At 52.8% G+C, this 25,090-nt stretch carries 24 protein-coding genes, 1 other RNA gene and 1 other annotated feature; of the genes, 11 read left to right on the plus strand and 14 right to left on the minus strand.

The genetic code is table 11. The annotated features are described in order from the left end of the window. Window positions 1-50: 50 nt before the first annotated feature. The 8 genes from hemH to DCH402_RS15120 form a co-directional block, all read right to left on the minus strand. Entirely contained in the window at window positions 51-1,013 is a 963-nt protein-coding gene (gene hemH, locus DCH402_RS15085) for a ferrochelatase (RefSeq protein WP_040002016.1), read from the minus strand. Between the two features lie 206 nt (window positions 1,014-1,219). Next, complete coding sequence (gene adk / locus DCH402_RS15090; protein WP_027712805.1) at window positions 1,220-1,864, minus strand: adenylate kinase; 645 nt, start codon at window positions 1,862-1,864, stop codon at window positions 1,220-1,222. A gap of 281 nt (window positions 1,865-2,145) precedes the next feature. Continuing rightward, entirely contained in the window at window positions 2,146-4,029 is a 1,884-nt protein-coding gene (gene htpG / locus DCH402_RS15095) for a molecular chaperone HtpG (protein WP_162531372.1), read from the minus strand. 188 nt (window positions 4,030-4,217) lie between these two features. Continuing rightward, window positions 4,218-4,823: a recombination mediator RecR gene (gene recR / locus DCH402_RS15100; RefSeq protein WP_040002019.1), complete on the minus strand. Its 606-nt coding sequence runs from the start codon at window positions 4,821-4,823 to the stop codon at window positions 4,218-4,220. Next, a complete protein-coding gene (locus DCH402_RS15105; protein WP_012770712.1) occupies window positions 4,823-5,152 on the minus strand; it encodes a YbaB/EbfC family nucleoid-associated protein in 330 nt (109 codons plus the stop codon). The genes recR and DCH402_RS15105 overlap by 1 nt, the downstream gene beginning before the upstream one ends. 43 nt (window positions 5,153-5,195) lie before the next feature. Further along, window positions 5,196-7,214, minus strand: coding sequence for a DNA polymerase III subunit gamma/tau (gene dnaX / locus DCH402_RS15110; RefSeq protein ID WP_040002020.1), 2,019 nt, complete (start codon window positions 7,212-7,214; stop codon window positions 5,196-5,198). Beyond that, window positions 5,805-5,869 (minus strand) — a sequence feature (DnaX frameshifting element). It overlaps the preceding gene by 65 nt. A 74-nt stretch (window positions 7,215-7,288) precedes the next feature. Further along, entirely contained in the window at window positions 7,289-7,837 is a 549-nt protein-coding gene (apt, locus tag DCH402_RS15115) for an adenine phosphoribosyltransferase (protein ID WP_040002022.1), read from the minus strand. A gap of 178 nt (window positions 7,838-8,015) precedes the next feature. After that, on the minus strand, window positions 8,016-8,384 hold the full coding sequence (locus DCH402_RS15120) for a DUF454 family protein (protein ID WP_027712810.1): 369 nt from the start codon (window positions 8,382-8,384) through the stop codon (window positions 8,016-8,018). A 127-nt stretch (window positions 8,385-8,511) separates the two neighbouring features. Here DCH402_RS15120 and miaE point away from each other — a divergent pair, with 127 nt between their 5' ends. From miaE to rsmS, 3 genes are all read left to right on the plus strand, one after another. After that, complete coding sequence (miaE, locus tag DCH402_RS15125) at window positions 8,512-9,282, plus strand: tRNA isopentenyl-2-thiomethyl-A-37 hydroxylase MiaE (RefSeq protein ID WP_040002024.1); 771 nt, start codon at window positions 8,512-8,514, stop codon at window positions 9,280-9,282. 64 nt (window positions 9,283-9,346) lie between these two features. Then, window positions 9,347-9,880, plus strand: coding sequence for a primosomal replication protein PriC (priC, locus tag DCH402_RS15130; RefSeq protein WP_040002025.1), 534 nt, complete (start codon window positions 9,347-9,349; stop codon window positions 9,878-9,880). Window positions 9,881-9,958: 78 nt separating this feature from the next. Then, the gene (gene rsmS / locus DCH402_RS21565; protein ID WP_012770718.1) at window positions 9,959-10,126 is read left to right on the plus strand and encodes a pleiotropic regulatory protein RsmS; all 168 of its coding nucleotides are present in this window, start codon (window positions 9,959-9,961) and stop codon (window positions 10,124-10,126) included. A gap of 69 nt (window positions 10,127-10,195) precedes the next feature. Here the strand turns inward: rsmS and mscK are convergent, their stop codons facing one another. Together mscK and acrR are read right to left on the minus strand one after the other, a co-directional pair. After that, a complete protein-coding gene (gene mscK, locus DCH402_RS15135) occupies window positions 10,196-13,597 on the minus strand; it encodes a mechanosensitive channel MscK (protein WP_081642172.1) in 3,402 nt (1,133 codons plus the stop codon). Between the two features lie 153 nt (window positions 13,598-13,750). Continuing rightward, window positions 13,751-14,401, minus strand: coding sequence for a multidrug efflux transporter transcriptional repressor AcrR (gene acrR, locus DCH402_RS15140; protein ID WP_040002027.1), 651 nt, complete (start codon window positions 14,399-14,401; stop codon window positions 13,751-13,753). A 142-nt stretch (window positions 14,402-14,543) separates the two neighbouring features. Here acrR and DCH402_RS15145 point away from each other — a divergent pair, with 142 nt between their 5' ends. The 6 genes from DCH402_RS15145 to DCH402_RS15165 all read left to right on the plus strand — a co-directional run bounded on the left by DCH402_RS15145 (window position 14,544) and on the right by DCH402_RS15165 (window position 20,604). Further along, entirely contained in the window at window positions 14,544-15,734 is a 1,191-nt protein-coding gene (locus tag DCH402_RS15145) for an efflux RND transporter periplasmic adaptor subunit (RefSeq protein WP_040002028.1), read from the plus strand. Between the two features lie 16 nt (window positions 15,735-15,750). Continuing rightward, on the plus strand, window positions 15,751-18,894 hold the full coding sequence (locus DCH402_RS15150; protein WP_040002029.1) for an efflux RND transporter permease subunit: 3,144 nt from the start codon (window positions 15,751-15,753) through the stop codon (window positions 18,892-18,894). Window positions 18,895-19,060: 166 nt separating this feature from the next. Further along, the gene (locus DCH402_RS15155; protein ID WP_040002030.1) at window positions 19,061-19,312 is read left to right on the plus strand and encodes a type B 50S ribosomal protein L31; all 252 of its coding nucleotides are present in this window, start codon (window positions 19,061-19,063) and stop codon (window positions 19,310-19,312) included. Window positions 19,313-19,327: 15 nt separating this feature from the next. Then, complete coding sequence (gene ykgO, locus DCH402_RS21570; RefSeq protein WP_012770724.1) at window positions 19,328-19,471, plus strand: type B 50S ribosomal protein L36; 144 nt, start codon at window positions 19,328-19,330, stop codon at window positions 19,469-19,471. Between the two features lie 507 nt (window positions 19,472-19,978). Then, a complete protein-coding gene (gene tomB / locus DCH402_RS15160) occupies window positions 19,979-20,347 on the plus strand; it encodes an Hha toxicity modulator TomB (RefSeq protein ID WP_027712818.1) in 369 nt (122 codons plus the stop codon). 53 nt (window positions 20,348-20,400) lie between these two features. Beyond that, window positions 20,401-20,604: an HHA domain-containing protein gene (locus DCH402_RS15165; protein ID WP_009114000.1), complete on the plus strand. Its 204-nt coding sequence runs from the start codon at window positions 20,401-20,403 to the stop codon at window positions 20,602-20,604. A 296-nt stretch (window positions 20,605-20,900) separates the two neighbouring features. Here the strand turns inward: DCH402_RS15165 and ffs are convergent. Beyond that, window positions 20,901-20,997: signal recognition particle sRNA small type (gene ffs, locus DCH402_RS21575), an RNA gene on the minus strand. Window positions 20,998-21,182: 185 nt separating this feature from the next. On the opposite strand from ffs, the gene DCH402_RS15170 reads away from it, so the two are divergent. Next, entirely contained in the window at window positions 21,183-21,509 is a 327-nt protein-coding gene (locus DCH402_RS15170) for an MGMT family protein (protein WP_040002033.1), read from the plus strand. 30 nt (window positions 21,510-21,539) lie between these two features. On the opposite strand, the gene DCH402_RS15175 is transcribed toward DCH402_RS15170, so the two are convergent. Further along, window positions 21,540-22,097, minus strand: coding sequence for a YbaY family lipoprotein (locus tag DCH402_RS15175; RefSeq protein WP_040002034.1), 558 nt, complete (start codon window positions 22,095-22,097; stop codon window positions 21,540-21,542). 218 nt (window positions 22,098-22,315) lie between these two features. On the opposite strand from DCH402_RS15175, the gene tesB reads away from it, so the two are divergent. After that, window positions 22,316-23,179: an acyl-CoA thioesterase II gene (gene tesB / locus DCH402_RS15180; RefSeq protein ID WP_040002036.1), complete on the plus strand. Its 864-nt coding sequence runs from the start codon at window positions 22,316-22,318 to the stop codon at window positions 23,177-23,179. A gap of 113 nt (window positions 23,180-23,292) precedes the next feature. Here the strand turns inward: tesB and amtB are convergent, their stop codons facing one another. After that, window positions 23,293-24,585, minus strand: a complete 1,293-nt coding sequence (amtB, locus tag DCH402_RS15185; RefSeq protein WP_040002038.1) for an ammonium transporter AmtB — start codon at window positions 24,583-24,585, stop codon at window positions 23,293-23,295. Between the two features lie 43 nt (window positions 24,586-24,628). After that, entirely contained in the window at window positions 24,629-24,967 is a 339-nt protein-coding gene (glnK, locus tag DCH402_RS15190; RefSeq protein ID WP_002208627.1) for a P-II family nitrogen regulator, read from the minus strand. Window positions 24,968-25,090: the final 123 nt, after the last annotated feature.

Consider the following 25,090-nt stretch of genomic DNA (forward strand, 5'->3'; position numbering starts at 1 on the left):
GCCCTCCGTCAGGCGCCCGTCGGCGCCTGATACCACACGCGGACGTTGATTTATCCCTGCGCATTCACCAGTTGCGTCAGCAATGCGATATGCATCGGATCGTCGTTCAGCGCGGGGATATACTGAAACGACTCACCGCCGGCATGCAGAAAAAGCTCCCGGTTCTGCTCTTTGATCTCTTCGAGCGTTTCCAGGCAATCAGCCGCGAAACCCGGGCAAATCACCTGAATTCGCTTAACGCCTTGTTTCGGCAACGCCTGCATCGTTTCATCGGTATAAGGCGTCAGCCAGGCCTCACGACCAAAACGGGACTGGAAGGTCATCATCACCTGTTCCGGCGGCAAGCCAAGCGCGGCAGTCAACGCCTTTGCCGTCGCGGCGCAGCGTTCGGGATAATCATCACCTTCATCGGCGTAGCGCTGCGGAATACCGTGGAATGAAATCACCAGCTTATCCGGCACGCCATGCTGCGCAAATGACTGTTCGACGCTGTGCTTCAACGCGGCGATATACGCTGGATGCTCGGCATAATCACGGATAAAACGAATACCCGGCACCTGACGCCGATGACTCAGCAATTTCGCCAGGCCATCCCACACCGCCGCGGTGGTGGAACAGGAATACTGCGGGTACATCGGCAATACCGTCACCGCGGTAACGCCCTGTGCCAACAGCGCGTCCAGTGCGGACTGCAAACTCGGCGAACCGTAGCTCATACCCAGTTCCACCGGGATAGCCGGCAGGCTCGCTGCCAGTGCCTGTTGCTGTCGGCGGCTGTAAACCAGCAATGGTGAACCTTCCGCCATCCACACCGATTGATAAAGTTTCGCTACCCGCGGCGAACGGGTCGGCAAAATAATGCCATGCAGCAATGGGCACCAGAGTAACCGGGTCAAATCAACTACACGCCGGTCATGCAGGAATTCGGCCAGATAACGTTTCACGGCTTGCGGCGTCGGTGCATCCGGCGTGCCCAGGTTCACCATCAACACACCGCGTTTTTCTTTTTTCATCAACGTTTTCCTTTACTGCCGCTTCGGCATCATCGTTTAGACAGGAACGGAATAGCATTGTAGCGGAAACATCGCGATGAAAAACCGCCAGGCAGCGTGGTTAAAGACGATATCAGCAATTGTCGGGAACGATATAACGGCGGGAAAACAGCGGGAGGATACGGTAAGAAGCGCCACCTGCGAGGTGACGCCTGCGAAAAACGGGATTAGCCGAGGATACGCGCCAGCTCGCTGCTGACCTCATTGACCGGACGAGTACCGTCAATCTTGTGGTAACGGGTGTGGTTAGCCGCCGCTTCCTGCTGATAGTAATTGACCAGCGGCGCAGTCTGCTGATGGTATTCCACCAGACGTTTGCGTACGGTGTCTTCCTGATCATCTTTACGGATAGTCAGATCATCACCGGTCACGTCGTCTTTCCCTTCCACTTTGGGCGGATTGAACGTCACGTGGTATACACGACCGGAAGCCGCATGTACGCGACGGCCGATGATACGTTCAACGATCAGCTCATCGGGAACGTCAAACTCAATGACGTGATCGACAGTAATACCGGCGTCTTTCATCGCGTCAGCCTGAGGAATGGTACGCGGGAAACCATCCAGCAAGAAACCGTTGCGGCAGTCATCCTGTGCGATGCGCTCTTTAACCAGGGCAATCACCAGTTCGTCTGTCACCAGTTTACCCGCATCCATGATTTCTTTTGCCTGCTTGCCCAGTTCGCTACCGGCTTTTACCGCCGCACGCAGCATATCGCCGGTGGAAATCTGCGGAATGCCATACTTCTCCATGATGAACTGAGCCTGAGTACCTTTGCCTGCGCCCGGAGCGCCCAGCAGAATAATACGCATCGCGTAATTCCCCTTGCTATGTAGTTTTTTTAAAAAAAATTTGAAAAACGCTAAACCATACCATTCCGGAGGCGCTTCCTCAAGGAACGGGCTCGCTTCAGCGGGCGCGGCAAAACTGAAATTCGTGATGGCGCATGACTTTTCAGCCAGTTCTGAGAGTGTAGACGACGAAACATCAGACGGGAAATCGTCTCAACATGCAGAGTAACAAGAAAGAAAAACGCCCCGAAAAACCGGGGCGTTTGTCATTACCGCAAAATTTGTCATTACCGCAAAATACGTCAGGCGGTCAGCAGTTGGTTCATACGACGGATAAACTGGTTAGGATCCTCCAGCGTACCGCGTTCGGCAAACAACGCCTGCTCCAGCAGCAACTCCACCCATTCGCCGAATTGCGTTTCATCCTGCGTATCGGCGGCACGCTTCACCAGCGCATGTTCCGGATTCAGCTCAAAGATGTACTTCACTTCCGGCGCCTGTTGGCCGGCAGCGGCGAACAGCTTCGCCATCTGGGTGCTCATGTCGTTGGCATCCGTGGTCACGATTGCCGGAGTATCGGTCAGGCGGTGGGTCAAGCGCACCTCTTTCACGCGCTCGCCCAACAGCGTCTTAACACGCTCGACAAACGGCTCCAGCGCCTTCTCCGCTTCTTTCTGCGACTCGTTGGCGTCATCCGCCAGTTTATCCAGCGATTCATCCGCCTTGCTGACCGACTGGAAGGACTTACCGTCAAACTCGGTCAGGTAGCTCATCATCCACTCGTCGATACGATCGGAGAGCAGCAAGACTTCAATGCCTTTCTTGCGGAACAGTTCCAGATGCGGGCTGTTCCTGGCGGCGGCGTAGCTGTCGGCGGTGATGTAGTAGATCTTATCCTGACCTTCCACCATACGGCTGATGTAGTCATCCAGCGACACGGTTTGTGCATCGCTGTCAGCGTGTGTGGAGGCAAAGCGCAACAGTTTGGCGATGGTTTCGCGATTGCTGCTGTCTTCCGCCGGGCCTTCTTTCAACACCAGACCGAACTGACTCCAGAATGTCTGGTATTTTTCGCTGTCGTCTTTAGCCAGTTTTTCCAGCATTTGCAGTACGCGCTTGGTCAACGCGGTGCGCAGGCTCTGCGTCACGCGGTTATCCTGCAAAATTTCGCGGGATACGTTGAGCGGCAGGTCGTTTGAATCGATCAAGCCACGCACAAAACGCAGATAAGTCGGCATGAACTGCTCAGCGTCGTCCATAATGAACACGCGCTGTACATACAGTTTCAGACCGTGTTTATGGTCACGGTTCCACATATCCCAGGGAGCGGTGGCGGGAATATATAACAGGCTGGTGTATTCCTGTTTCCCTTCCACCCGGTTATGGCTCCAGCTCAACGGCTCGGTAAAGTCATGGGCGATGTGCTTATAGAACTCGTTGTACTCGTCATCGCTAATTTCTGATTTGCTACGCGTCCACAACGCCTGGGCCTTGTTGATTTTCTCCCAGGCGACCGTCTCTTCACCGCCCTCTTCCTCACTTTCCGTGCGGGATTCAATTTCCACCGGCAGTGCGATGTGATCGGAATACTTGCTGATGACTGAGCGTACCCGCCAGTTGTCGAGAAACTCATCTTCGCCTTCACGCAGGTGCAGGGTGATTTCCGTACCGCGCTCTGGTTTAGCAATATCGGCGATGGTGTATTCGCCTTCGCCGGCAGACTCCCAGAACACGCCCTGCTCAGCGTCAGCCCCCGCCACACGAGTTTTCACCGTCACCTTATCAGCAACGATAAACGCGGAGTAGAAACCCACCCCGAACTGGCCGATCAACTGGCTGTCTTTCGCCTGATCAGAACCGAGAGATTCCAGAAACGCCTTGGTGCCGGATTTGGCGATCGTACCCAAATTGTCGACAACGTCATCGCGGCTCATACCGATACCGTTATCGATAATCGTGAGCGTGCGCTTTTCCTTATCGATCGATACGCGAACCCGCAATTCACCATCGCCTTCATACAGTTCCGGCGCCGACAGCGCGCGGAAACGCAGTTTATCCGCAGCATCGGACGCGTTGGAGATCAATTCACGCAGGAACACTTCTTTATTGGAATACAGCGAATGAATCATCAGGTGCAGCAGTTGCTTCACTTCTGACTGGAAGCCACGGGTCTCTTGGCCTTTCATACTCATTATTACTTCCCTCAATACGTATTTATTCAGTCTGATTCAACGGAGGATGAGCAACAGATGGGGACTAACCGTCAAGGTTTCAAGGGGGAATTTGCAATTGGCGATACTGAAAGCGTTCGAAATATCAGTAATAAGAATACAGGCCGCCGATTGACGGCCGTAGAGATTGACGATGGTAAAAATCAGAACCGAATAGGATGACGCCCGGCCAGCGAGTGAGACAGCGTAGTGCCGTCCACCATTTCCAGCTCACCGCCCACCGGCACGCCGTGAGCGATACGGCTGGCCATGACTCCGTGTTCGGCACACAGCTCGGCGATGTAGTTCGCCGTTGCATCGCCTTCCACCGTCGGGTTGGTGGCCAGAATCACTTCACTGATGGTTTCCGTCGCCAGACGTTCTTCCAGCCGATCCAACCCGATATCGCCGGGACCGATGCCATCCAGCGGCGACAGATGCCCCATCAACACAAAATAGCGGCCGGCAAACTGCCCGGTCTGCTCGATGGCGTGGATATCCGCCGGGCTTTCCACCACGCAAATCTGACCGTTCTGTTGACGGCGTGGGTTTGCGCAAATACTGCAAACCTCCTGCTCGGTAAACGTCCGGCAGTCGGCACAATGACCGATCTCGGACATGGCACGCGTCAGCGCCTGCGCCAGACGCATACCGCCGCTGCGATCGCGCTGCAGCAGATGAAATGCCATACGTTGCGCCGATTTCGGCCCCACGCCGGGCAAACAGCGCAGTGCCTCCATCAGCGATTCAAGAAGCGGGCTGGTTTGCATCAGAACGGCATCTTAAAACCGGGCGGCAGCGGAATACCGCTGGAAACCGACGCCATTTTTTCCTGCTGGACTTCAGCGATACGACGAGCGGCATCATTGAAGGCTGCTGCAATCAGGTCTTCCAGCATCTCTTTGTCGTCTTCCATCAGGCTCGGGTCAATTTCAACACGACGACAGTTGTGAGCGCCATTGATGGTCACCTTCACCAGCCCGGCGCCAGATTCCCCGGTCACTTCCAGAGTGGCCATCTCTTCCTGCGCTTTCTGCATTTTTTCCTGCATCTGCTGCGCCTGCTTCATCAGATTGCCTAAACCGCCTTTACCAAACATATCGTTCTCTCTACCACTTTCGGGCTGCCAATCGGCAGCGGGGTTAAACGGGGCGGATACTCTCTTCGTCCAGTTCCGCGTCAAAGAAACGCCGCAGCGTTTGAATATTACTATCCGCCATGATGGACTGACGCGCCTGCGCCAGCTTCTCTTCATAAATGGCCTGACGCCACTCCAACGGCGTACGCACTGCTGAAGCGTCGTCTTCAATAATCGTCAGGCTAACCGTACGGCCATAATGCGCCGACAACGCCTCCGACAACGTTTTTTGCGCTGCCGTCGAATTCAGATGACGCTGGGAAGAACGCAGATGCAAATGAATCACGCCCTCCTCCGGCATCTCTTTAAATGCATTAAGCGCCAATTGCTGTACCAGTTTCGGCAACGTCAGGCGATTGATTTCCGCCGCCCAGGCATCGCGATCCATGGCTTCAACCGCCAGTCGCGCCGCCAGCTCCGGCGTTTTTTCATATTCCAGCGCCGAACGCAGCGCCTTAGGCGTGGTTACCGGCGCCGTTTCCACCGGCTCGGCTTTCTTCTGCGCTCGCCAGCGATACGCTTCCTGCTTTTTCTGCTCTTCCTGCGCCACGGCTTTCGCCGCCATTTGCTGCTGACCACGCTCGCTCACCGAAGCCAACCGCTCCAGCGCCGAGTTTACCGGCCGCGTTTTTCCTGACGCCGCCGGTTCAGCCTTTTTTGTGGGGGTATTCCCCTGCCGGTTCAACAACTGGCTACGCGCCTGCAACAACTGTGCGGTTGCATCCGGCAAATTGTTTTCCGGGACTGGCGGCGCAGGTGGCTCACTGCCTGTTGCCGGCGCACGGTTGACCACGGGTTCGTCGCCGGGTAATACGGCAGGCATCGCACTGGCGGTCCGGGCAGATGACGGCGCACGCGCCGATTCAGCGGCTAACGGCGTACCCGTCGCAGACGCAGTCAATGGCGCACTGACCGGAACCGGCTCGGCAATCGTCTGGCTGGGATGAAACGCCAGCGCCCGTAACAATGCCATTTCCACACCCATACGGCGATCCGGCGCGTAAGGCAGTTCCTTACGCCCTACCAACAACGTTTGATAATAGAGTTGTACCTCAGCAGGCGGGATCACCCGCGCCAGCTCGCGCAACCGTGGAGCAACCTGCTGGTATTCGTCTCCCAAAGCGGAAGGCAATAACTGCAACATGGCAATTCGGTGCAACAGCGTCAGGGTTTCCACCAACAACGCTTCCCAATCAACACCGCGCGCCGCTGCCTGCCCCATCAGCGCCATTACGCCGGCACCGTCGCCTTTCACCAGTGCTTCGATCAACGCCAGCGGCTGTTCATCGTCCAGTGTGCCCAGCATCTGACTAACGGCGGCGGCAGTGACCTGCCCTTGCCCCATGGCAATCGCCTGATCGGTCAGGCTCAGCGCATCACGCAGGCTTCCGTCGGCGGCGCGAGCCAGCAATTGCAGCGCACGCGGTTCCGCAACCAACTGTTCCTGCTCCAGCACCTGCTGCAAATGCTGGCGAATCTGCTCGGCATCAAGCGCCTTGAGATGAAATTGCAAGCAACGGGACAGAATAGTCACCGGCAGTTTTTGCGGATCCGTAGTCGCCAGCAGGAATTTTACGTGCGGCGGCGGCTCTTCCAGCGTTTTCAACAACGCGTTGAAACTGTGGCGGGAGAGCATGTGTACTTCGTCGATCAGGTAGACCTTAAAGCGGCCGCGGGCCGGCGCGTATTGCACGTTATCCAGCAGATCGCGGGTATCTTCCACTTTAGTACGGGATGCGGCGTCAATCTCGATCAGATCGACAAAGCGCCCTTGCTCGATTTCCCGGCAAGTGTCGCACTGGCCGCAAGGCGTCGCCGTCACTCCCGTTTCGCAATTCAGCCCTTTTGCCAGCAAACGGGCGATCGTCGTCTTACCTACGCCCCGAGTACCGGAAAACAGATAGGCATGATGGATGCGGCCTAACGAAAGACCATTGGCTAACGCCGTCAGGACATGTTCCTGACCGACCACATCAGCAAAGATTTGGGGACGCCATTTACGGGCAAGAACCTGATAGCTCATCAATACCGCAGCAGTTGAGTTATTGAGGAGGTGATGCTAACACAGTCTCGCCGCCATCGGCGAGACTGCCATCATCAATGGCCGGGGAAATCGACCAGGCTGTAGCAGGTGATGCCCATGTTTTCAAGGCGCTGCTGTCCACCCAGGTCGAAGAGATTGATGATGAAAGCGGCGTCAGAGACCTGACCGCCAAGGCGGCGAATCAGCTTAACGGTGGCTTCAATCGTGCCGCCCGTCGCCAACAGATCGTCTACCACCAGTACATGGTCGGCGGCGGAAATGGAGTCGGCGTGAATCTCCAGCGTATCGCTGCCGTACTCCAGTTCGTAGCTTTCGCTCAACGTCGCGCGCGGCAGTTTACCCGGCTTACGCACCGGAACAAACCCGACGCCCAACGCCAGCGCCACCGGTGCGCCGAACAGGAAACCACGCGCTTCGGTACCGACGACTTTGGTAATGCCGGTGCCCTGATAGCGTTTAACCAGCATAGCGATGCTCGCCGAATAGGCCTGCGGATCCTCCAGCAGGCTGGTCACATCACGAAACAGTATGCCCGGCTTCGGATAATCCGGAATACTCTTGATACTGTTTTTAATCAATTCTGGCTGCTGAGTTGCGGTCATAATGTTGTGCCTGATAAAACCTTATATTCACTGAACACCGCCACGCTTTTTCACCCTGTCGCCCAGGGGCATTAACGATAAAATACGGCAGCGGCTCGCGCACGAAAACGCTCAAATCTAGTCAAACTGATTGGCAAATGCAACCGGCCTACGTCGATCTGCGCATTTTTATCGCAGGCTATTGCTTGGGATCAATAACCGGTAAACGCAGCATAAACGTCAGCAACGCCGCCAAAATCACCAGCAGCAATCCCCTGACCCAATTGATCTCCACCAGCCATAGCGACACCGCAAAAGTTGCGATAATCACCAGCACCGCTTTGGTTTTGACGCCCGGCGGCAAAGCCCGGTGTTGTTGCCAATGGCGCAAATACCCGCCGAACCAGGAACGATACAACAACCAGTAGTGAAAACGCGGCGATGATCGGGCAAAGCACCAAGCGGCCAGCAATAAAAACGGCGTAGTCGGCAGTAACGGCAAGACTACGCCTAGCGCCGCCAGTACCACCGCCAGCCACCCTATGATTATCAGCACGACTCGATACATCTCACCTCCGATTATTCCCACACTGATTTATTCCCGGAGGTTCTCCAGCCGGGCTGCGGTTGTGCCAATCGCAATCCACAGGAATCGTTGTATCATAACGTCACGTTAACTCAACACATCGCCGTACATGTTTGAAAATTCCATCCTCGACCCGATTCACGCTTTTCTTCACGCCACAACGCCGGACGAGTGGATCGCCGAAGCACGTAAACCGGAAAACCTGCCTACGTTGCTGCGCGATCATCTACTGTGCGAACTGAAAGCCGCCCAGAGCGCCTTGTTTCTGCTCCGGCGTTATGCGGTGGATCAGGACATCCGACATCAGTTGCAGGACTGGATTGCACCGTATGAAAATTTTGCTTATCGGGGCATCGGGGATAGGCAAACGCTGACGGCAAACGGACTGATTTCCCGGCAGATCACCGCACGTTCCGGCTGCCATTACAGTCAGGACATGATCGACAAGATGGTGCTGCTGATCCGTGAAGAGCTGCACCATTTCTATCAAGTGCTGGAGATTATGGAGCACAAAGGCATTGCTTATGAGAACATCCCGGCCAGCCGTTACGCCCGGGGTATGACGCAGCACATGAAAACGCATGAGCCGGATGCGCTGGTGGACAAACTCATCATCGGCGCCTTTATCGAAGCACGTTCCTGCGAGCGTTTCGCCAGGCTGGCTCCCCACCTGGAAGAGGATCTGCGCAAGTTCTATATATCACTGTTACGCTCTGAAGCACGCCACTATCAGGATTATCTGGCGCTGGCGGAACAGATTGCCGGTAAAGACATCACCGCACGCATTGCATTCTTTGCGCACACGGAAGCGCAACTGATTACCAGCCCGGACAACGATTTCAAATTCCACAGCGGCAAACCGGCGCTCAGTACGCACTGACCCGGCCCGAGATTCCACCAGCCGCGACTTACGGATACCGCGGTCGACCGACGGAGGACACGCCATGGACACACAGGCACTGCTGGCGGCGTTGGCGCGCCAGATTGATACGCTGGCACGAGAGATCGAACCGGTCGCAGCACGACAAGCACCCCGATCACGTTTTGATCGCCAGTTGTTTAGCTGTTATGGCACCCGGCTGGGCGATTATCTCGACGAGATTCGTCATAACTACCAGTACCTGCAGCAATATGTGCAGGAACAACGTCTGGATCGGGTGGCGTTCATGGCGGAGAGATTGCTGACGCAAATGACGGCGCTACAGCGGGAACTGGCGACTCAACCGTTGCGGGCACAGGAGCCTGCAACGCCGGCACCTCAGGATCGATACCAGAAACTGGCGGAATATCAGGGCTATGAGCGTCGGCTGTTGGCCATGATTCAGGACAGGGAAAGCCTGCTGACAACGCAAAGCCAGCTCAGCGAACAACAACGTCTGCAACGCGAGCTGGCGGCGCTGGAAGGCCGCCTGGCACGTTGCCGTCAGGCACTGACGAAACTGGAGCGGCAAATTGAACGTCAGGAACAGGGATATTGACCTTGATGTCCCTCGTTCACTATTTTTTCTGCTATGTTTTAGAAAAAACAGCACAGGATCGGAGCGAGATAGAAAATCATGCCGCTGGAAAATGAAACGCCGGACGTCAAACTGGCGGTCGATCTCATCATGCTGCTGGAAGAGAACCAGATAGCACCGGAAGTCGTACTGGCGGCGCTGGAAATCGTACGTCGGGACTACCAGCTAAAGGCCGATGCACACGCCCAACACACCACGTCGGCCTGACGCCGGAGCGGGTTTCCCTCCGGCGACACACCCATGACCGACATCTCTCCTGCTACACCACGACGTTAATTATCGGGCCTCCCCCTCATTGAGCGGCGGGGTCAACGCACGGGAGATTTCCTGTACTTCTTTGCCCTGCGTGTTATGCAGGTAAACTTCCAACTGATTGAAAGCAATATCGATATTATTTTCGCGACACAGCCTGTCGATAGTCCGGTTCAATTCATCCACGGTATAACTACGGTCACGCAGTTCGCGCACATACAAACGCAGCTCATGTTCCAGCGCACTCGCACCAAACGACAGGAAAAAGACCTGCGGTTCCGGATCCGTCATTACTCGCGGGTTATCACGCGCCGCCTGCAGCAAAATCTCTTTCACTTTATCCAGATCGGAACCGTAAGCGACACCGATACGGATCAGCACGCGTGTGATGGTATCCGACAACGACCAGTTGATCAGTCGTTCAGTCACAAACGCCTTGTTGGGAATGATCACTTCCTTGCGGTCAAAATCGGTAATCGTGGTGGCGCGAATACGGATCTTGCTGACTGAACCAGAAAACGTACCGATGGTAATGGTATCGCCGATGCGCACCGGTCGTTCGAACAGGATAATCAGGCCCGACACAAAGTTGGCGAAAATCTCCTGTAAACCAAACCCCAGACCTACGGATAGTGCCGCCACCAGCCATTGCAGCTTGTCCCAGGATACCCCCAGCGAGCCGAGCGACGTCACCGCACCGACAGCGGTAATCAAATAGGTCAGCACCGTAGTGATGGCATAAGACGTTCCCTGCCGCAGTTGCAAACGCGAGAGCACCAGCACTTCCAGCAAGCCCGGCAGGTTACGGGTCATCACATACGCCACGCCGCCAATCACCAGCGCGACCAACAAGTTACCGAGCGTGACCGGTTGCAATACCGTGCCGCTGGCATTCGCCGTGCTGTAATGCCATAGGGTTATACTGTCCAAATAAGAGAAGACGGTCACCAGATCAGTCCAGATCCAGTAAAACGCACCGGAAAATGCCAGAAACAACACCATCGTGGTCAGGCGTAGAGATTGCTGGCTGATCTGCTCCAACGCCAGCGGCGCTTCCGGAACGGGTTCGCTCCCTTCAGCGCCTTCCTTGACCAGATTCTGACGGCGCGCCACGGCGCGACGATATGCCAGACGACGAGCGGCAACGCTTAAACCACGAATCGTGGCGAAATAAACGATATTCCAGACGATCAACAGGTAAAGGCTGTCAACCCAACGACTTGCCAGCCGCAGCGTGGTATAGAAAAACCCGTTCAGCATCAGTCCGATGAGAAACAGCGGCATGGCCGCCATCATCGTCACCACAATCAGTTGCACGGTATGGCGCTCTTTTTCCCGCCAGCAATCACGGCATACCGGAAAGACTAAAATGGTCAACAACAGCAGGTTACAGACGACGATCATCTGCCCAATGACGTCATCCACCAAGTATAGCGGCGCTTTCTCTCCTACCACCGACCAGAACATCAACGGCAGCAACGCGCCGCCGAGTCGCACCGTCTGACGCCGGTAATGCGCACAACGGGAAGCCGGAATATTGAAGTGCCGCTCGCTCAGGCTACCCGGCTTAAGGCTGAACCAGGCTGTGGCGAAGACCATCCAGAACAGTGCCAGATGCTCGCTCAGCAGCCAGGCGAAGCCACTCATCTGGCTATCGGTTCGTTTCAGCCATACCCCCAGCGAGAGGATGACCAACACCCCCGGCAAGGTGCGCAGAATCAACAACAAAATGGCTTTTGGCGTATGTAGCTGGCTGTCGCGCTTCAGTTGCCCCACATCACCCGCCAGTTTCCCCATATAGGCATCAATACTTTTGCGTCGCCACCAAAGCAGACCGACCAACACCAATGCCGGGATAACCAACAGCAGTGAATCCATCAACGCCTGACGTAACTGCACCCCTTTAAGATTGAAACGCAGGTTTTTTACCTGCTGTTTCAGCGCCGACGGCAGATCTTTAATCCAGCTCCAATCCATGGGTTTATTACTGCTGACCCAGAAAATTTGCTGAGTCAGGGTACGTTGCAGCGAATTATTAACACTCACCAACTGCTGGCGGCTGATTTGCAGATTAATCGCCAGCATCAGTTGATTGCCGAGTTGCTTATTGAGTTGATCGAGCAATTCGCGACGCATGTCCAGAATCTGTCCCAACGCATCCGTCACCTCGGCATCGACGGTAGCGTTGCTATGCTGAACCAATTGCTGGATATATTCATCGCCACGGAACAGCACATCGCGTTGCTGGTTTATATCAAACTGCTCCAGACGCAGATCGGCTATCTGGGTACTGATATCGCTCATCGCATCGGCTGACGGCAGATTTTGCTGTTGCTGATACAGAATACGCGACAGTAACAAACTGCCTTTTAGTACCGTAACTTGTTCTTTCAGGTTACGTTCCGACTGTGTGGCCCGATCCAACCAGTTTTTAACCTGAATACTCTCCTGAACCAGCGTATTGCCCGCTTCGGTCGCTTTGATCAGCCGCTGGCTGAGTTGACGATTCGTCTCCATTTCCGCCTTCACCAGCGGGTTTTCCTGAATACGTTGTAACTCATCCGAATTCTGCGCTTCCTTGGCGGTTTTTTCCGACAAATTAAGGCGTTTATTGTTAATAAACCCTTGCAGCGTCTGTACCATATGTTCCAGTTGACCGATCTGAGCGGCGGTGTAATCCCGCTGTTTTTGCAGCAGATCCTGCATGGTGGTATTCACTTCCAAACTTTTACGCTGCTGCTCCATCTGCAAACCGACCAGCGTCTGCTCCGCCTGCAGCAAAATCTGCTGGCTCGGCCGCAGCGGCTCCTGTGACGGGTCAAGCCCACTGAGCTGAGTACGTAACTGCTGGCTGCGCTGCGACGCTGCGTATAATGCGCTTTGCACCCGCTCCGGCTGGGTTTGCAGCGAAATCAGCTGGCTATTGTAGGTGGATAAATTTTCCTGTGCAGACTGCAAATCATCCAGTGTTTGACTCAGGCGCGCTTCCAACTGCTTGAGCGACAACGATTCCAGCGATTGCTGAGACACCGGCACCGCGCCGCCCAGCGACACCAGGTCTTCATTTACCTGCTTGAGTTTTGCGGGGGCTTGTGCCGCCTGCTGCTTCAATTGACTGGTTTCCTGCCGCACGCGATCAACGGAATCCAGAACATCCAGCGTCTGGGTTAAGTCCTGCTGGGTGAGTTTATCCACCGAGGTCAGGCTCTTTTGCTTATTGAGCGTATCAAGGCGATTCTGGATCTCAGCACGGGTCGGCGCATCATTGCCTGCGGCAAACGCGGGCCACAACGGCGTCATGACGATCGCCACTATCCAGACGCACGGCAAGCTGCGGCGAATGCCGTGTTCCATCAAGAAACGGGTATAAAGAAATAAACGGAAAAGAACGGCAAATAAATCAGAAAGGGCAAAACGGCAGTTCATGATGCATCATCGGTTTTATAGAGATAGCGCAGTCTACCACGTCTACCGGGATGCGAGGTATGTCAGGCTGGATTTCTGGTCGTCATTTCCGTCGCGCGGATAAGCCTACCGGCATCGGTATAGCAATGACAACGCGGATAGCGGTGGCAGCGCTCAAGCCACTGAATTCACCGCCAGGCGTAAAGCCGGGCTGGTACGCAACATGTCGATCAGCCCGTCAATCAGATACGGCGCTTCACTTTTCAGATCAAAGCTTTCCGGCAAAAACAGCCAGTTTTCCATAATACCCGAAAGGTAAGCACGCATTGCCACCGCCGCACGTCGGGGATTAATGTTTGACGGTAGCATCCCCTGCCGGATGCAGTTCATCAAAGAGATCTCTATTTTAACGTAACAGTCGAAATGCAGGTCTTGGCGGGCATTGAATGTCGGCAGCAACTCGCCGACAAACTCACATTTATGGAAGATGATCTCCATCATTGAGCGCCATTCGGCATCGGATTCGGTCAATCTCAGCATATAAATCAGCAACTCTCTGAGCACATGCAGTGGATCATCAGGAAATTTTGCCTGATACTCAGTTTCGAAATCAGATATTTTGGCTTCTGATCGCGTCCATATCTCATCAAACAGTTCAGCTTTGTTTTTAAAGTGCCAGTAAATAGCACCACGAGTCACGCCAGCGGCAGTCGCAATATCGGACAATGAAGTTGAAGAAACGCCATGTTCAGAAAACAAACGCATCGCTGCGTCCATAATCTGAAGTTTGGTCTCATGTGCCTGTTGTTTGGTTTTTCGTGCCATAGCGCTGACTTTCAGGAGAAGCGAGATTTACATACATTCACGTATGTATGTAACATAGCACGAACCTAAATTTATCGCAGCAATGGGTTTAAAAGCTTGTGATCCATTGGTCAATTAAAAATCGGATACTTGGGGTTTATCTATGAATAAAAACAGAAGGCTTACGCCTCTGGTGACAATGCTGATGCTTTCTGGCGGCCTCGTACTCGCGGGATGTGACAACCAGTCGTCTCAGGGTGCAGCCCATCAGGGAGGCGCACCCGAAGTCGGCATCGTTACCATAAAATCACAAACTCTGAATATCATCACTGAACTACCGGGACGCACAAGCGCCTATCGCATCGCCGAAGTACGCCCTCAGGTGAATGGTATTATTCTGAAGCGTAACTTTGTAGAAGGCGGCGACGTTAAAGTCGGCACCTCGTTGTACCAGATAGACCCGGCCACTTATCAGGCTCAGTACAACAATGCCAAGGCTGCGCTGGCGCAGGCTCAGGCCAATGCTGAAATCGCACAACTGACCGTGAACCGCTATAAACCACTGTTAGGCACTAACTATGTCAGCAAGCAGGACTACGATCAGGCCGTAGCCACGGCGCGTCAGACTGAAGCAGCGGTTGCCGCCGCCAAAGCCAGTCTGGACAGCGCCCAAATCAACCTGAATTACACTCGCGTCACGGCTCCGATTACCGGTCGGGTAGGAAAATCCACCGTAACGGAAGGCGCTCTGGTATCGAATGCGCAGGCGACGGCACTGACGACAATCCAGCAGTTAGACCCAATCTATGTCGATGTCACGCAGTCCACTAACGATTTCCTGCGTCTGAAAAAGGAACTGGAAAGCGGCACCCTGCAACAGACCAACGGCAAAGCCAATGTTCAGTTAACGTTGGACAACGGCACGCGCTACAACCAAACCGGCTCGTTGGAATTCTCTGACGTTACGGTTGACGAGACCACCGGGTCCATTACGTTGCGCGCCATATTCCCCAATCCGGATCACAATCTGTTGCCGGGGATGTTCGTTCGCGCGCAAATGGATTCCGGCGTAAATCCGAATGCGATCCTGGTACCGCAACAGGGCGTAATTCGCACACCGCGTGGCGATGCCACCGTAATGGTGGTTGGCGAGGGTGACAAAGTGGAAGTCCATCCGGTGACCACCAGCCAGGCTCTCGGCGATAAATGGCTGGTAACCTCAGGCGTCAAGTCTGGTGATCGCATCATCGTGACAGGCCTGCAGAAAATCAGACCGGGTATGCAGGTAAAAGCGCAGGAAGTGACCGCAGGTAATGCGCAGCAGCAACCGCAGTCTCAACCCGCTAAGTCTTAACAGGAGCCGGTAATCCATGGCCAAGTTTTTCATAGATCGCCCGATTTTTGCCTGGGTCATCGCCATTATGGTGATGCTCACCGGGACACTGGCAATCCTGAAGTTGCCTATTGCACAGTACCCGACTATTGCTCCACCTGCGGTGCAGATCACTGCAAACTACCCGGGGGCGGATGCGAAAACCCTGCAGGATACCGTCACGCAGGTGATTGAGCAGAACATGAACGGGATCGACAAATTACTGTATATGTCTTCTAACAGTGACTCGTCCGGTACCGTTCAGATCACGCTGACATTTGATGCCGACGCCAACCCGGACATCGCCCAGGTACAGGTACAGAACAAACTGCAACTGGCGATGCCGTTACTGCCGCAAGAAGTACAGCAGCAAGGCGTTAGCGTGCAAAAATCCAGCAGTAGCTTCCTGATGGTATTGGGTTTTGTCAGTGATGACGACAACATGACCCAGCAGGATATCTCCGATTTTGTCGGCGCCAGCATCAAAGACCCAATCAGTCGTGTACGCGGTGTGGGTGACACTCAGTTGTTTGGTGCCCAGTACGCGATGCGTATCTGGTTGGATCCGGACAAACTGAACAATTACCAACTCACGACCAGCGATGTAGTTTCCGCGATTCAGGTGCAGAATAACCAGATCGCCGCCGGTCAGTTAGGCGGTACGCCGCCAGTTCCAGGCCAGAAACTGAATGCATCGATTATCGCGCAAACCCGACTGAATTCACCGGAGCAGTTCGGCAAAATCCTGCTGAAAGTCAATCAGGATGGTTCGCAGGTCCGCCTGAATAACGTTGCCCGCATTGAGCTTGGCGGCGAAAGCTACAGCGTTGTGGCTCGTTTTAATGGCCGTCCTGCCGCGGGGCTGGGGATTAAACTTGCCACTGGTGCCAATGCGCTGGATACAGCGTCGGCGGTAAAAGCAGAAATCGTTAAGTTGCAGTCGACTTTCCCTGCTGGTCTGAAAGTGGTTTATCCGTATGACACCACGCCGTTCGTACAAATTTCTATTTACGAAGTGGTGAAAACCCTGCTTGAAGCCATCGTGCTGGTGTTCGTGGTGATGTATCTGTTCCTGCAGAACTTCCGCGCGACATTGATTCCCACCATCGCCGTACCGGTAGTGTTGTTGGGAACATTCGCTATTCTCTCCGCCTTCGGCTATTCGATTAACACCTTGACGATGTTCGCCATGGTGCTCGCGATCGGCCTATTGGTGGATGACGCCATCGTCGTCGTGGAGAACGTAGAACGTGTCATGGCGGAAGAGGGGCTCTCGCCCAAAGAAGCCACGCGCAAATCGATGGGACAAATTCAGGGTGCGCTGGTTGGTATTGCACTGGTGTTGTCTGCCGTATTCATACCTATGGCGTTTTCAGGGGGCTCAACCGGGGCTATCTATCGCCAGTTCTCGATTACCATCGTCTCCGCCATGGTGTTGTCGGTACTGGTTGCAATGATCCTGACACCAGCACTGTGTGCAACCATCCTGAAACCCCTCGCCAACCACGGCGAGAAAAAAGGCTTCTTTGGTTGGTTCAACCGTCTTTTTGACAAGAGTACCCATCACTACACCAACAGTGTCGCCAATATCCTGCGCAGCACTGGCCGCTATGTCTTTTTGTACCTGATTATTGTGGCTGGTTTAGGTCTGCTATTTACCCGCATCCCCAGTTCTTTCCTGCCGCAGGAAGATCAGGGCGTATTGCTGACGATGGTACAGTTGCCGGTAGGCGCCACTCAGGAAAGTACGCAGAAAGTGCTGGATCAGGTGAATGACTACTATCTGAACAGCGAAAAAGACAACGTAAAATCCGTCTTTACCGTTAACGGCTTCGGTTTTGCCGGCCGCGGTCAGAATATGGGTATCGCTTTCGCCAGCCTGAAAGATTGGGATGAACGTTCTGGAGCGGCCAACAAAGTTGATGCAATCATCGGTCGTGCTTTTGGCGCCTTCTCACAAATCAAAGAAGCGATGGTTATCCCGTTTAACCTACCGGCTATCATTGAACTGGGTACCGCCAGCGGTTTTGACTTTGAACTGATCGATCAGAACAACCTCGGCCACGATAAACTGATGGCTGCCCGTAACCAATTGCTGGGCATGATCGCTCAACATCCAGATACGCTGGTGCGTGTTCGTCCCAACGGGATGGAAGATATGCCGGAATACCGGCTGGAGATCGATCAGGAAAAAGCCGAATCGCTTGGTGTATCCATTGCCACCATCAACTCTACCTTGTCCACCGCTCTCGGGGGCACCTACGTTAATGACTTTATTGACCGCGGTAGGGTGAAAAAGGTGTACGTTCAGGCAGAAGCCAAATTCCGCATGCTGCCTAACGATATCCAAAAGTGGTATGTCCGCGGCACTTCCGGTCAAATGGTTCCTTTCTCCGCTTTTGCCTCCGCGCACTGGGAATACGGCTCGCCACGTCTGGAACGTTACAACGGCCTGCCGGCAGTTGAGTTGGTGGGTGAAGCGGCCTCTGGTAAGAGTACCGGGGAAGCGATGGCACTGATGGAAGAATTGGCGGCGCAATTACCACCGGGGATCGGATTCGACTGGACCGGCATGTCTTATCAGGAACGACTGGCAGGTAACCAGGCCCCGGCTCTGATCATCATCTCCGCTGTCGTCGTATTCCTGTGTCTGGCTGCACTGTATGAAAGCTGGTCAATCCCCTTCTCCGTAATGCTGGTTGTGCCGCTCGGTGTGTTTGGTGCGGTGGTAGCGGCAGGCTTACGTGGGCTGGAAAACGATGTCTACTTTAAGGTCGGCCTGCTGACAACCATTGGCTTGTCCGCCAAGAACGCTATTCTGATCGTCGAGTTCGCCAAGGATCTTATGGAGAAAGAAGGAAAAGGCCTGGTGGAAGCGACGCTGGATGCTGTACGTATGCGTCTGCGTCCCATTCTGATGACATCACTGGCGTTCATTCTGGGCGTGGTTCCGCTGGTGTTCAGCACCGGCGCAGGCTCAGGCGCACAGAACGCAGTGGGTACCGGCGTAATGGGTGGGATGATCACCGCGACAGTATTGGCCATTTATTTCGTGCCGGTGTTCTTTGTGGTGGTACGCCGTCGCTTCGGTAAGAAAAAAGAAGCGAGCGAGCCCCACGAGCACACCCAGACCAGTCACTAACGTGTGATATCCCTTATCAAAAGGCCGCTTTGCGGCCTTTTGTTTTTTCGAGCGACAAACCCGATACGATTTCCGCTTCTCAATCTCCCTGCAGACCATAGCGTTGATCATCACGCTAAAAAAGCGCACAATATAGTTATGTTATAACATAACTTATGGAGTTATCATGAAAGCAGGAATCCATCCTAATTACCGCGCTGTGCTGTTCCACGATACCAGTGAGGATGTGTTTTATAAAATCGGCTCTACCATCAAAACCGATCGTACTTATGAATATGAAGGCGAAGTTTACCCTTACGTCACTATCGACGTTTCTTCCGCCTCACACCCTTATTACACCGGCAAGCAAAAAGAATACGCCAAAGAGGGTAGCGCAGCGCGCTTCCAGCAGCGTTTCGGCCGTTTTCTGAAATCATAATGAGGGAAATCATCCATGCAGGTATTAAGTTCTCTTCGCAGCGCCAAAACGCGTCACAAAGACTGCATCGTCGTAAAACGACGCGGACGCGTCTATGTCATCTGTAAAACTAACCCACGTTTCAACGCGGTACAGGGCAGGAAAAAGAAAAAACGCTAATTATTATTAGCTCAAAATTGATCGGAAGGTGCGATTGTTGTGCCTTCCATCACATCAGACCACTTATCCATTTTCTTTTAAAAACAAAAAGATAAAATAAATTTTTTTTACACTGTCAAAATCTTTACAAATAAAGACAAGCCAGAAAAATTAATTAACACAGTGATTCTTGCTAACGTCGAAAAAAATTAAATATACTCATACTAGTGGCCGATAAATATATCAGAGCTCACCGGAAGAAGTTCATACCGATGACAGCCATAGCCATAAAAATGGTTCGACCACACCGTAAACGTTAGCTTTTTTGCTATAATGAATTCAGAATGATTGTTGACAGTGACGTTGCATCATTCTTTGGCATTCACCGTGTTACCCCTGTTCGTCTTAAGATTAAGGGACATTGAGGCATACTGAGGGGCATTCTATCTTCTGCACTTCATCACACCACCTGTCTGGCAACGTGGTGGCCCTAAGTGACACTGAATCGTAGCTTACGGAGGGATAGAAATGGATGAGTACACACCCCAACATTATGATATTGCCCAACTCAGATTCTTGTGTGAAAATCTGCACGACGAAAGTATCGCGACATTAGGTGACAGCAGTCATGGTTGGGTGAATGATCCGACCTCTGCGGTCAATCTTCAGTTAAACGAACTTATCGAGCACATTGCGGCATTTGTTGTTACCTACAAAATAAAATATCCGCATGAAGCGGCGCTATGTGAACGGGTTGAAAAATATCTGGACGATACTTATATTCTTTTCAGCAACTACGGTATAAACGATGCTGAGTTGCAGAAATGGAAAAAATCCAAATCACAATTATTCAGAATGTTCTCAGAAAAGAGCAACTGTACGGTAGTTAAAACTTAAGCAATAATTTGTCTCAAACTTAATTTAAATCCAGGAAAATTAACAAGGTCACTATGAAAAAAATCGACTATTTAATGCGTTTGCGTAAATGTACGACCATCGATACGCTTGAGCGTGTTATAGAAAAAAACAAGTACGAGCTTTCTAACGACGAACTTGAAATGTTCTATTCAGCGGCAGACCATCGTCTGGCTGAATTGACAATGAATAAGCTCTACGACAAAGTGCCGACTGCTGTGTGGAAATACGTTCGGTAACCCGCTGAAACTGCAAGCTCGTACGTACATAAATACACTGTGCCGATATGTTTGTCGGCCTTTGTTTTTTAGCTAAATGAAAGCCTCACCACTTTGTAACAAAAGATGTATTTCATGATTTAATGTTCTTTTTATCCAGACCAACCCTCCCCTCTCAATTAAATTTAACCGCCTTATTATAAATTTTTCGTTAGTTTCACTGTGAAGATGAGCCGTTCTATTTTTTATTAATCAATGTTCGGGGTGAAATATTGAGAAGGGATTACAGCGGATTAAGAAGGACAAAATGGTGGAGGCCCCGCCAGCTACATCCCGGCACACACGTCGCCTGCTGCGGCTGCTTCCTTCCGGACCTGACCGGGTCCACAGGTTAGTGTTGCGGGAGAACCAACGGGGCCTCCATTGACAGCCCCACTATTGTAGGGCGGTGGGCATTATCGGTGATGGACTAAACAATTGCAAGTTAACACCGCCTGACCGCTGTTTTCTTACTCAGCATCCGCTTTTATACTAAATACTGCATTTACACGCCTGCCGGTTAGCAACCATTAAAACTCCATCCATAGCCATTGAACCCTATGAATACTGAAACCGATAATTTTCGCCAACACGTTATCCATGTGATCGCCGCCATTCCTTACGGCTGTGTCGTTACCTACGGTGATGTCGCATACCTTGCCGGCTCCGCGCGTGCGGCACGACAGGTAGGCGGTATATTACGAAGATTACCTACCGGCAGCCAGTTGCCCTGGCATCGGGTCATCAATCGTAAAGGCGAGATTTCATTGACTGGCCCAGATTTTCAGCGGCAAAAAGCAGCCCTTCAATCCGAAGGCGTCATCGTGAATTCAGAGGGGAAGATCAATCTGGAGAAATTCCGCTGGCGATACATGCAAGGCGTTTAGCAAGGCATATACCCGCCAGCAAGAATGGCGTTAATACAATTGCACCGACGAACCTGAAGCCTCATCAGATGCAGCAGATGCGCCCGGCGTCAAAAAACCGGCAGGTTTTGTCGGCACCGGGACGGCAGGAACCGGTACCAGGGTCAGGTCGGCGCTATTGACCCCATTGCTGACTACCGGCATCACACGTTCAGTAATCAACGTCACACGGTTATTAATGGCGATGGCGGCACTGAGCAGAATGCGCGCATCAGGCCGAATATCCGCTGGATTGTAGGGTAGTAAAAACTGAAATGGCGCCTGTTGGCCTTCAGTACGGATAACCCGCTGTGAAATCACTTTTGATGGCGCATCCGGGATAGACGCATCAGACACTGTCACCGTCAGTACAGAATCTGGTGGTAGTGCGATTTTTTGGCGAATATTGACTGTGCCAGTCACGGCAGGCATGCCGCTAACGGGTTGAGAAAGCGTCTGAGCCTGCCCCGTTGCCGGCGCAGTTAACTCAGAAGAAACACTATGGCTATTCACGCAACCAGAGAGCGCGATCGATACCGTAATACCGCTAAAGATATGCCATAATCTCATAGGCTAAGCCTCCTTAATTATTTTATTCAGGATGCGATCAGTTAAACCGCATCTGTTAAGAAGTATGAACCAACCAGCATCATAATTATGGTGGAAAATTCTGATAGTTATAACATCCCCAGTAATACCCAGGATCCGCCAGGACGATTTAAGGAAAACCGGTTCATTTATACGATGAATTTATTTGCGTAATCACATTACTCTCCCAAGGCAGAACTATGAGTCAGGCATTACAACATCTTCTCGACCTACTACATCTGGAAAAACTGGAGGAGGGTCTGTTTCGCGGCCAAAGTCAGGATCTGGGGTTACGTCAGGTATTTGGTGGACAGGTGGTGGGTCAGGCCTTATCTGCCGCCAAGCAGACTGTACCGCCGGAACGCGCTATCCACTCGTTTCACAGCTATTTCTTACTTCCTGGCGATAGCCAGAAACCCATTATTTACGATGTTGAAACGCTACGAGACGGTAACAGTTTTAGTGCCAGACGCGTCAGCGCTATTCAAAATGGCCGTTCGATTTTTTACATGACCGCCTCATTTCAGACTCGCGAAAGTGGCTTCGAACACCAAAATGAGATGCCATCAGTCGCGCCACCTGACGATTTACTGTCGGAACAGGAAATTGCCCGTAGCATGGAACACCTGATTCCACCCGCCATGCGACAAGTTTTTACTAACGATCGGCCAATTGAGATTCGGCCGGTAAAATTTCACAATCCATTGAAAGGTGAAACATCGCCTCCCGTCAGGCAAGTATGGTGCCGTGCCAACGGCACTATGCCGGATGACGAGCGTACTCACCAATATCTTCTCGGTTATACCTCCGATTGCAACTTCCTGCTTACGGCTCTGCAACCTCATGGCGTAGGGTTTCTTGAACGTGGTATGCAAGTTGCAACCATTGATCACTCCATGTGGTTCCACCGGCCGTTCCGGCTGGATGACTGGTTGCTTTACTCCGTCGAAAGCCCCTCAGCTTCCGGTGCCCGCGGATTTGTTCGCGGTCAGTTTTACACCCGAGACGGCATTCTGGTCGCTTCCAGTGTGCAGGAAGGTGTAATCCGGCGTCACAGCCAATAGCCTCTCCCTTACACATAAAAAATGCCAGTCAGTGGCTTAACTGACTGGCATTACCTTTCTCAAGGTGGTTTTTATTTATTACGGTGACGAGATTGCCGATCACCAAGAGGCGATTACTGGTTGTATGCGTTCTCGCCGTGGCTGTTGACGTCCAAACCTTCGCGTTCCTGCTCTTCCGGTACACGCAGGCCGACAGCGATATCCGCAACTTTAAAGGAGATGAATGCAGCGACACCGGACCAAATGATAGCGACGATCACGCTAAACAACTGCACCCATACCTGATGAGCCATTGTCACGCCTTGCGCATAACCGATACCACCCAGTGATGAAGCGGTAAACACGCCTGTCAGCAGGCAACCTACGATACCGCAAACACCGTGTACGCCAAACACATCGCAGGGATCGTCGACACGCAGCCATTTTTTCAGAACGGTTACGCCCCACAAGCCGGCGAACCCACCAGCGAAACCGATGACCATGGCACCACCGACACCCACGGTACCGGCAGCCGGCGTAATAGCAACCAGACCTGCGATACAACCAGAACAAGCACCCAACAGTGATGGCTTACCACGAGTAATCCACTCACCCACGACCCACGCCAGAATCGCAGCAGCGGTAGCCACTACCGTGGTCAGGAATGCCAGACCGGCGATATTGTTGGCGGCAGCGGCAGAGCCGGCGTTAAAACCGAACCAACCGATATACAGAATAGCGGTACCGATGAACACCATCGGCAGGCTGTGCGGCTTGAAAGCCTCCTTACCAAAACCAACGCGTTTACCCAGCAACAGCGCTCCCACCAAACCGGCTACCGCTGCGTTAATATGCACCACAGTACCGCCGGCGAAGTCCAGCGCGCCATCGGCTGCCAGATAACCGCCGCCCCATACCATGTGGGTCATCGGCAGATAAGATAAGGTGAACCACAGTGCAGAGAAAATCAGCACAGCAGAAAAACGGATACGTTCACCCAATGCACCCAGTACCAGGCCTACGGTAATACAGGCAAAAGATGCCTGATAAGCAACATGAATAAACTGGTAGAAAGTACCGCTGACTGAATTGATATCAATGCCATTCAACATGAAGTTGGTCAGGCCGCCGAAAAATGGGCTACCGGCGCTAAACGCCACGCTGTAGCCATAAATAACCCACAGAATACAAACCAGCGCAAACGCCACCGTTATCTGCGTCAACATAGACAGCACGTTTTTGCTGCGAATCAGACCGCCGTAAAACAATGCCAAGCCGGGAATGGTCATGAACAGCACCAGAGCGGTACAAATCATCATGAACGCATTATCCGCTTTATCCACTGCAGGTGCCGGCGTATCCGCCATAACCCATGCCGGAAGCATGGTTGCCGCCCCTAAACCTAACGACAAGGAAAATTTCTTCATTTTTTCATTCATCCCTATTTAATAAGGCTAAATCAGGTAGTTGTTATAGTGCGGCTTCGTCAGTTTCGCCGGTGCGAATGCGGATGACACGCTGCAGCTCCGCGACAAAAATTTTGCCGTCGCCAATCTTACCGGTGTAAGCAGCTTTGCTGATGACGTCGATCACCTCATCTAATTGGTCATCCGCGATCGCGATATCAATCTTCACCTTCGGTAAAAAGTTAACGCTGTATTCTGCGCCGCGATACAGTTCTGCATGTCCTTTCTGACGCCCAAACCCTTTCACCTCAGTGACGGTGAGCCCCTGGATGCCCACAGAAGACAGCGCTTCACGTACGTCTTCCAATTTGAACGGCTTAATTACCACAGTAACCAGTTTCATCATCATCCCCCTAACCATGTAAGTTCAGGCCTGTGCCCGTCACTCTCAATATGTCCACGCATCACTTAAAGCAAATCATGTGCCATAAATCACATACCGATATAAAAGTGATGAAACGTGACG

It is taken from the genome of Dickeya chrysanthemi NCPPB 402 (genome assembly GCF_000406105.1).
GTDB classification, from domain to species: Bacteria; Pseudomonadota; Gammaproteobacteria; order Enterobacterales; family Enterobacteriaceae; genus Dickeya; species Dickeya chrysanthemi.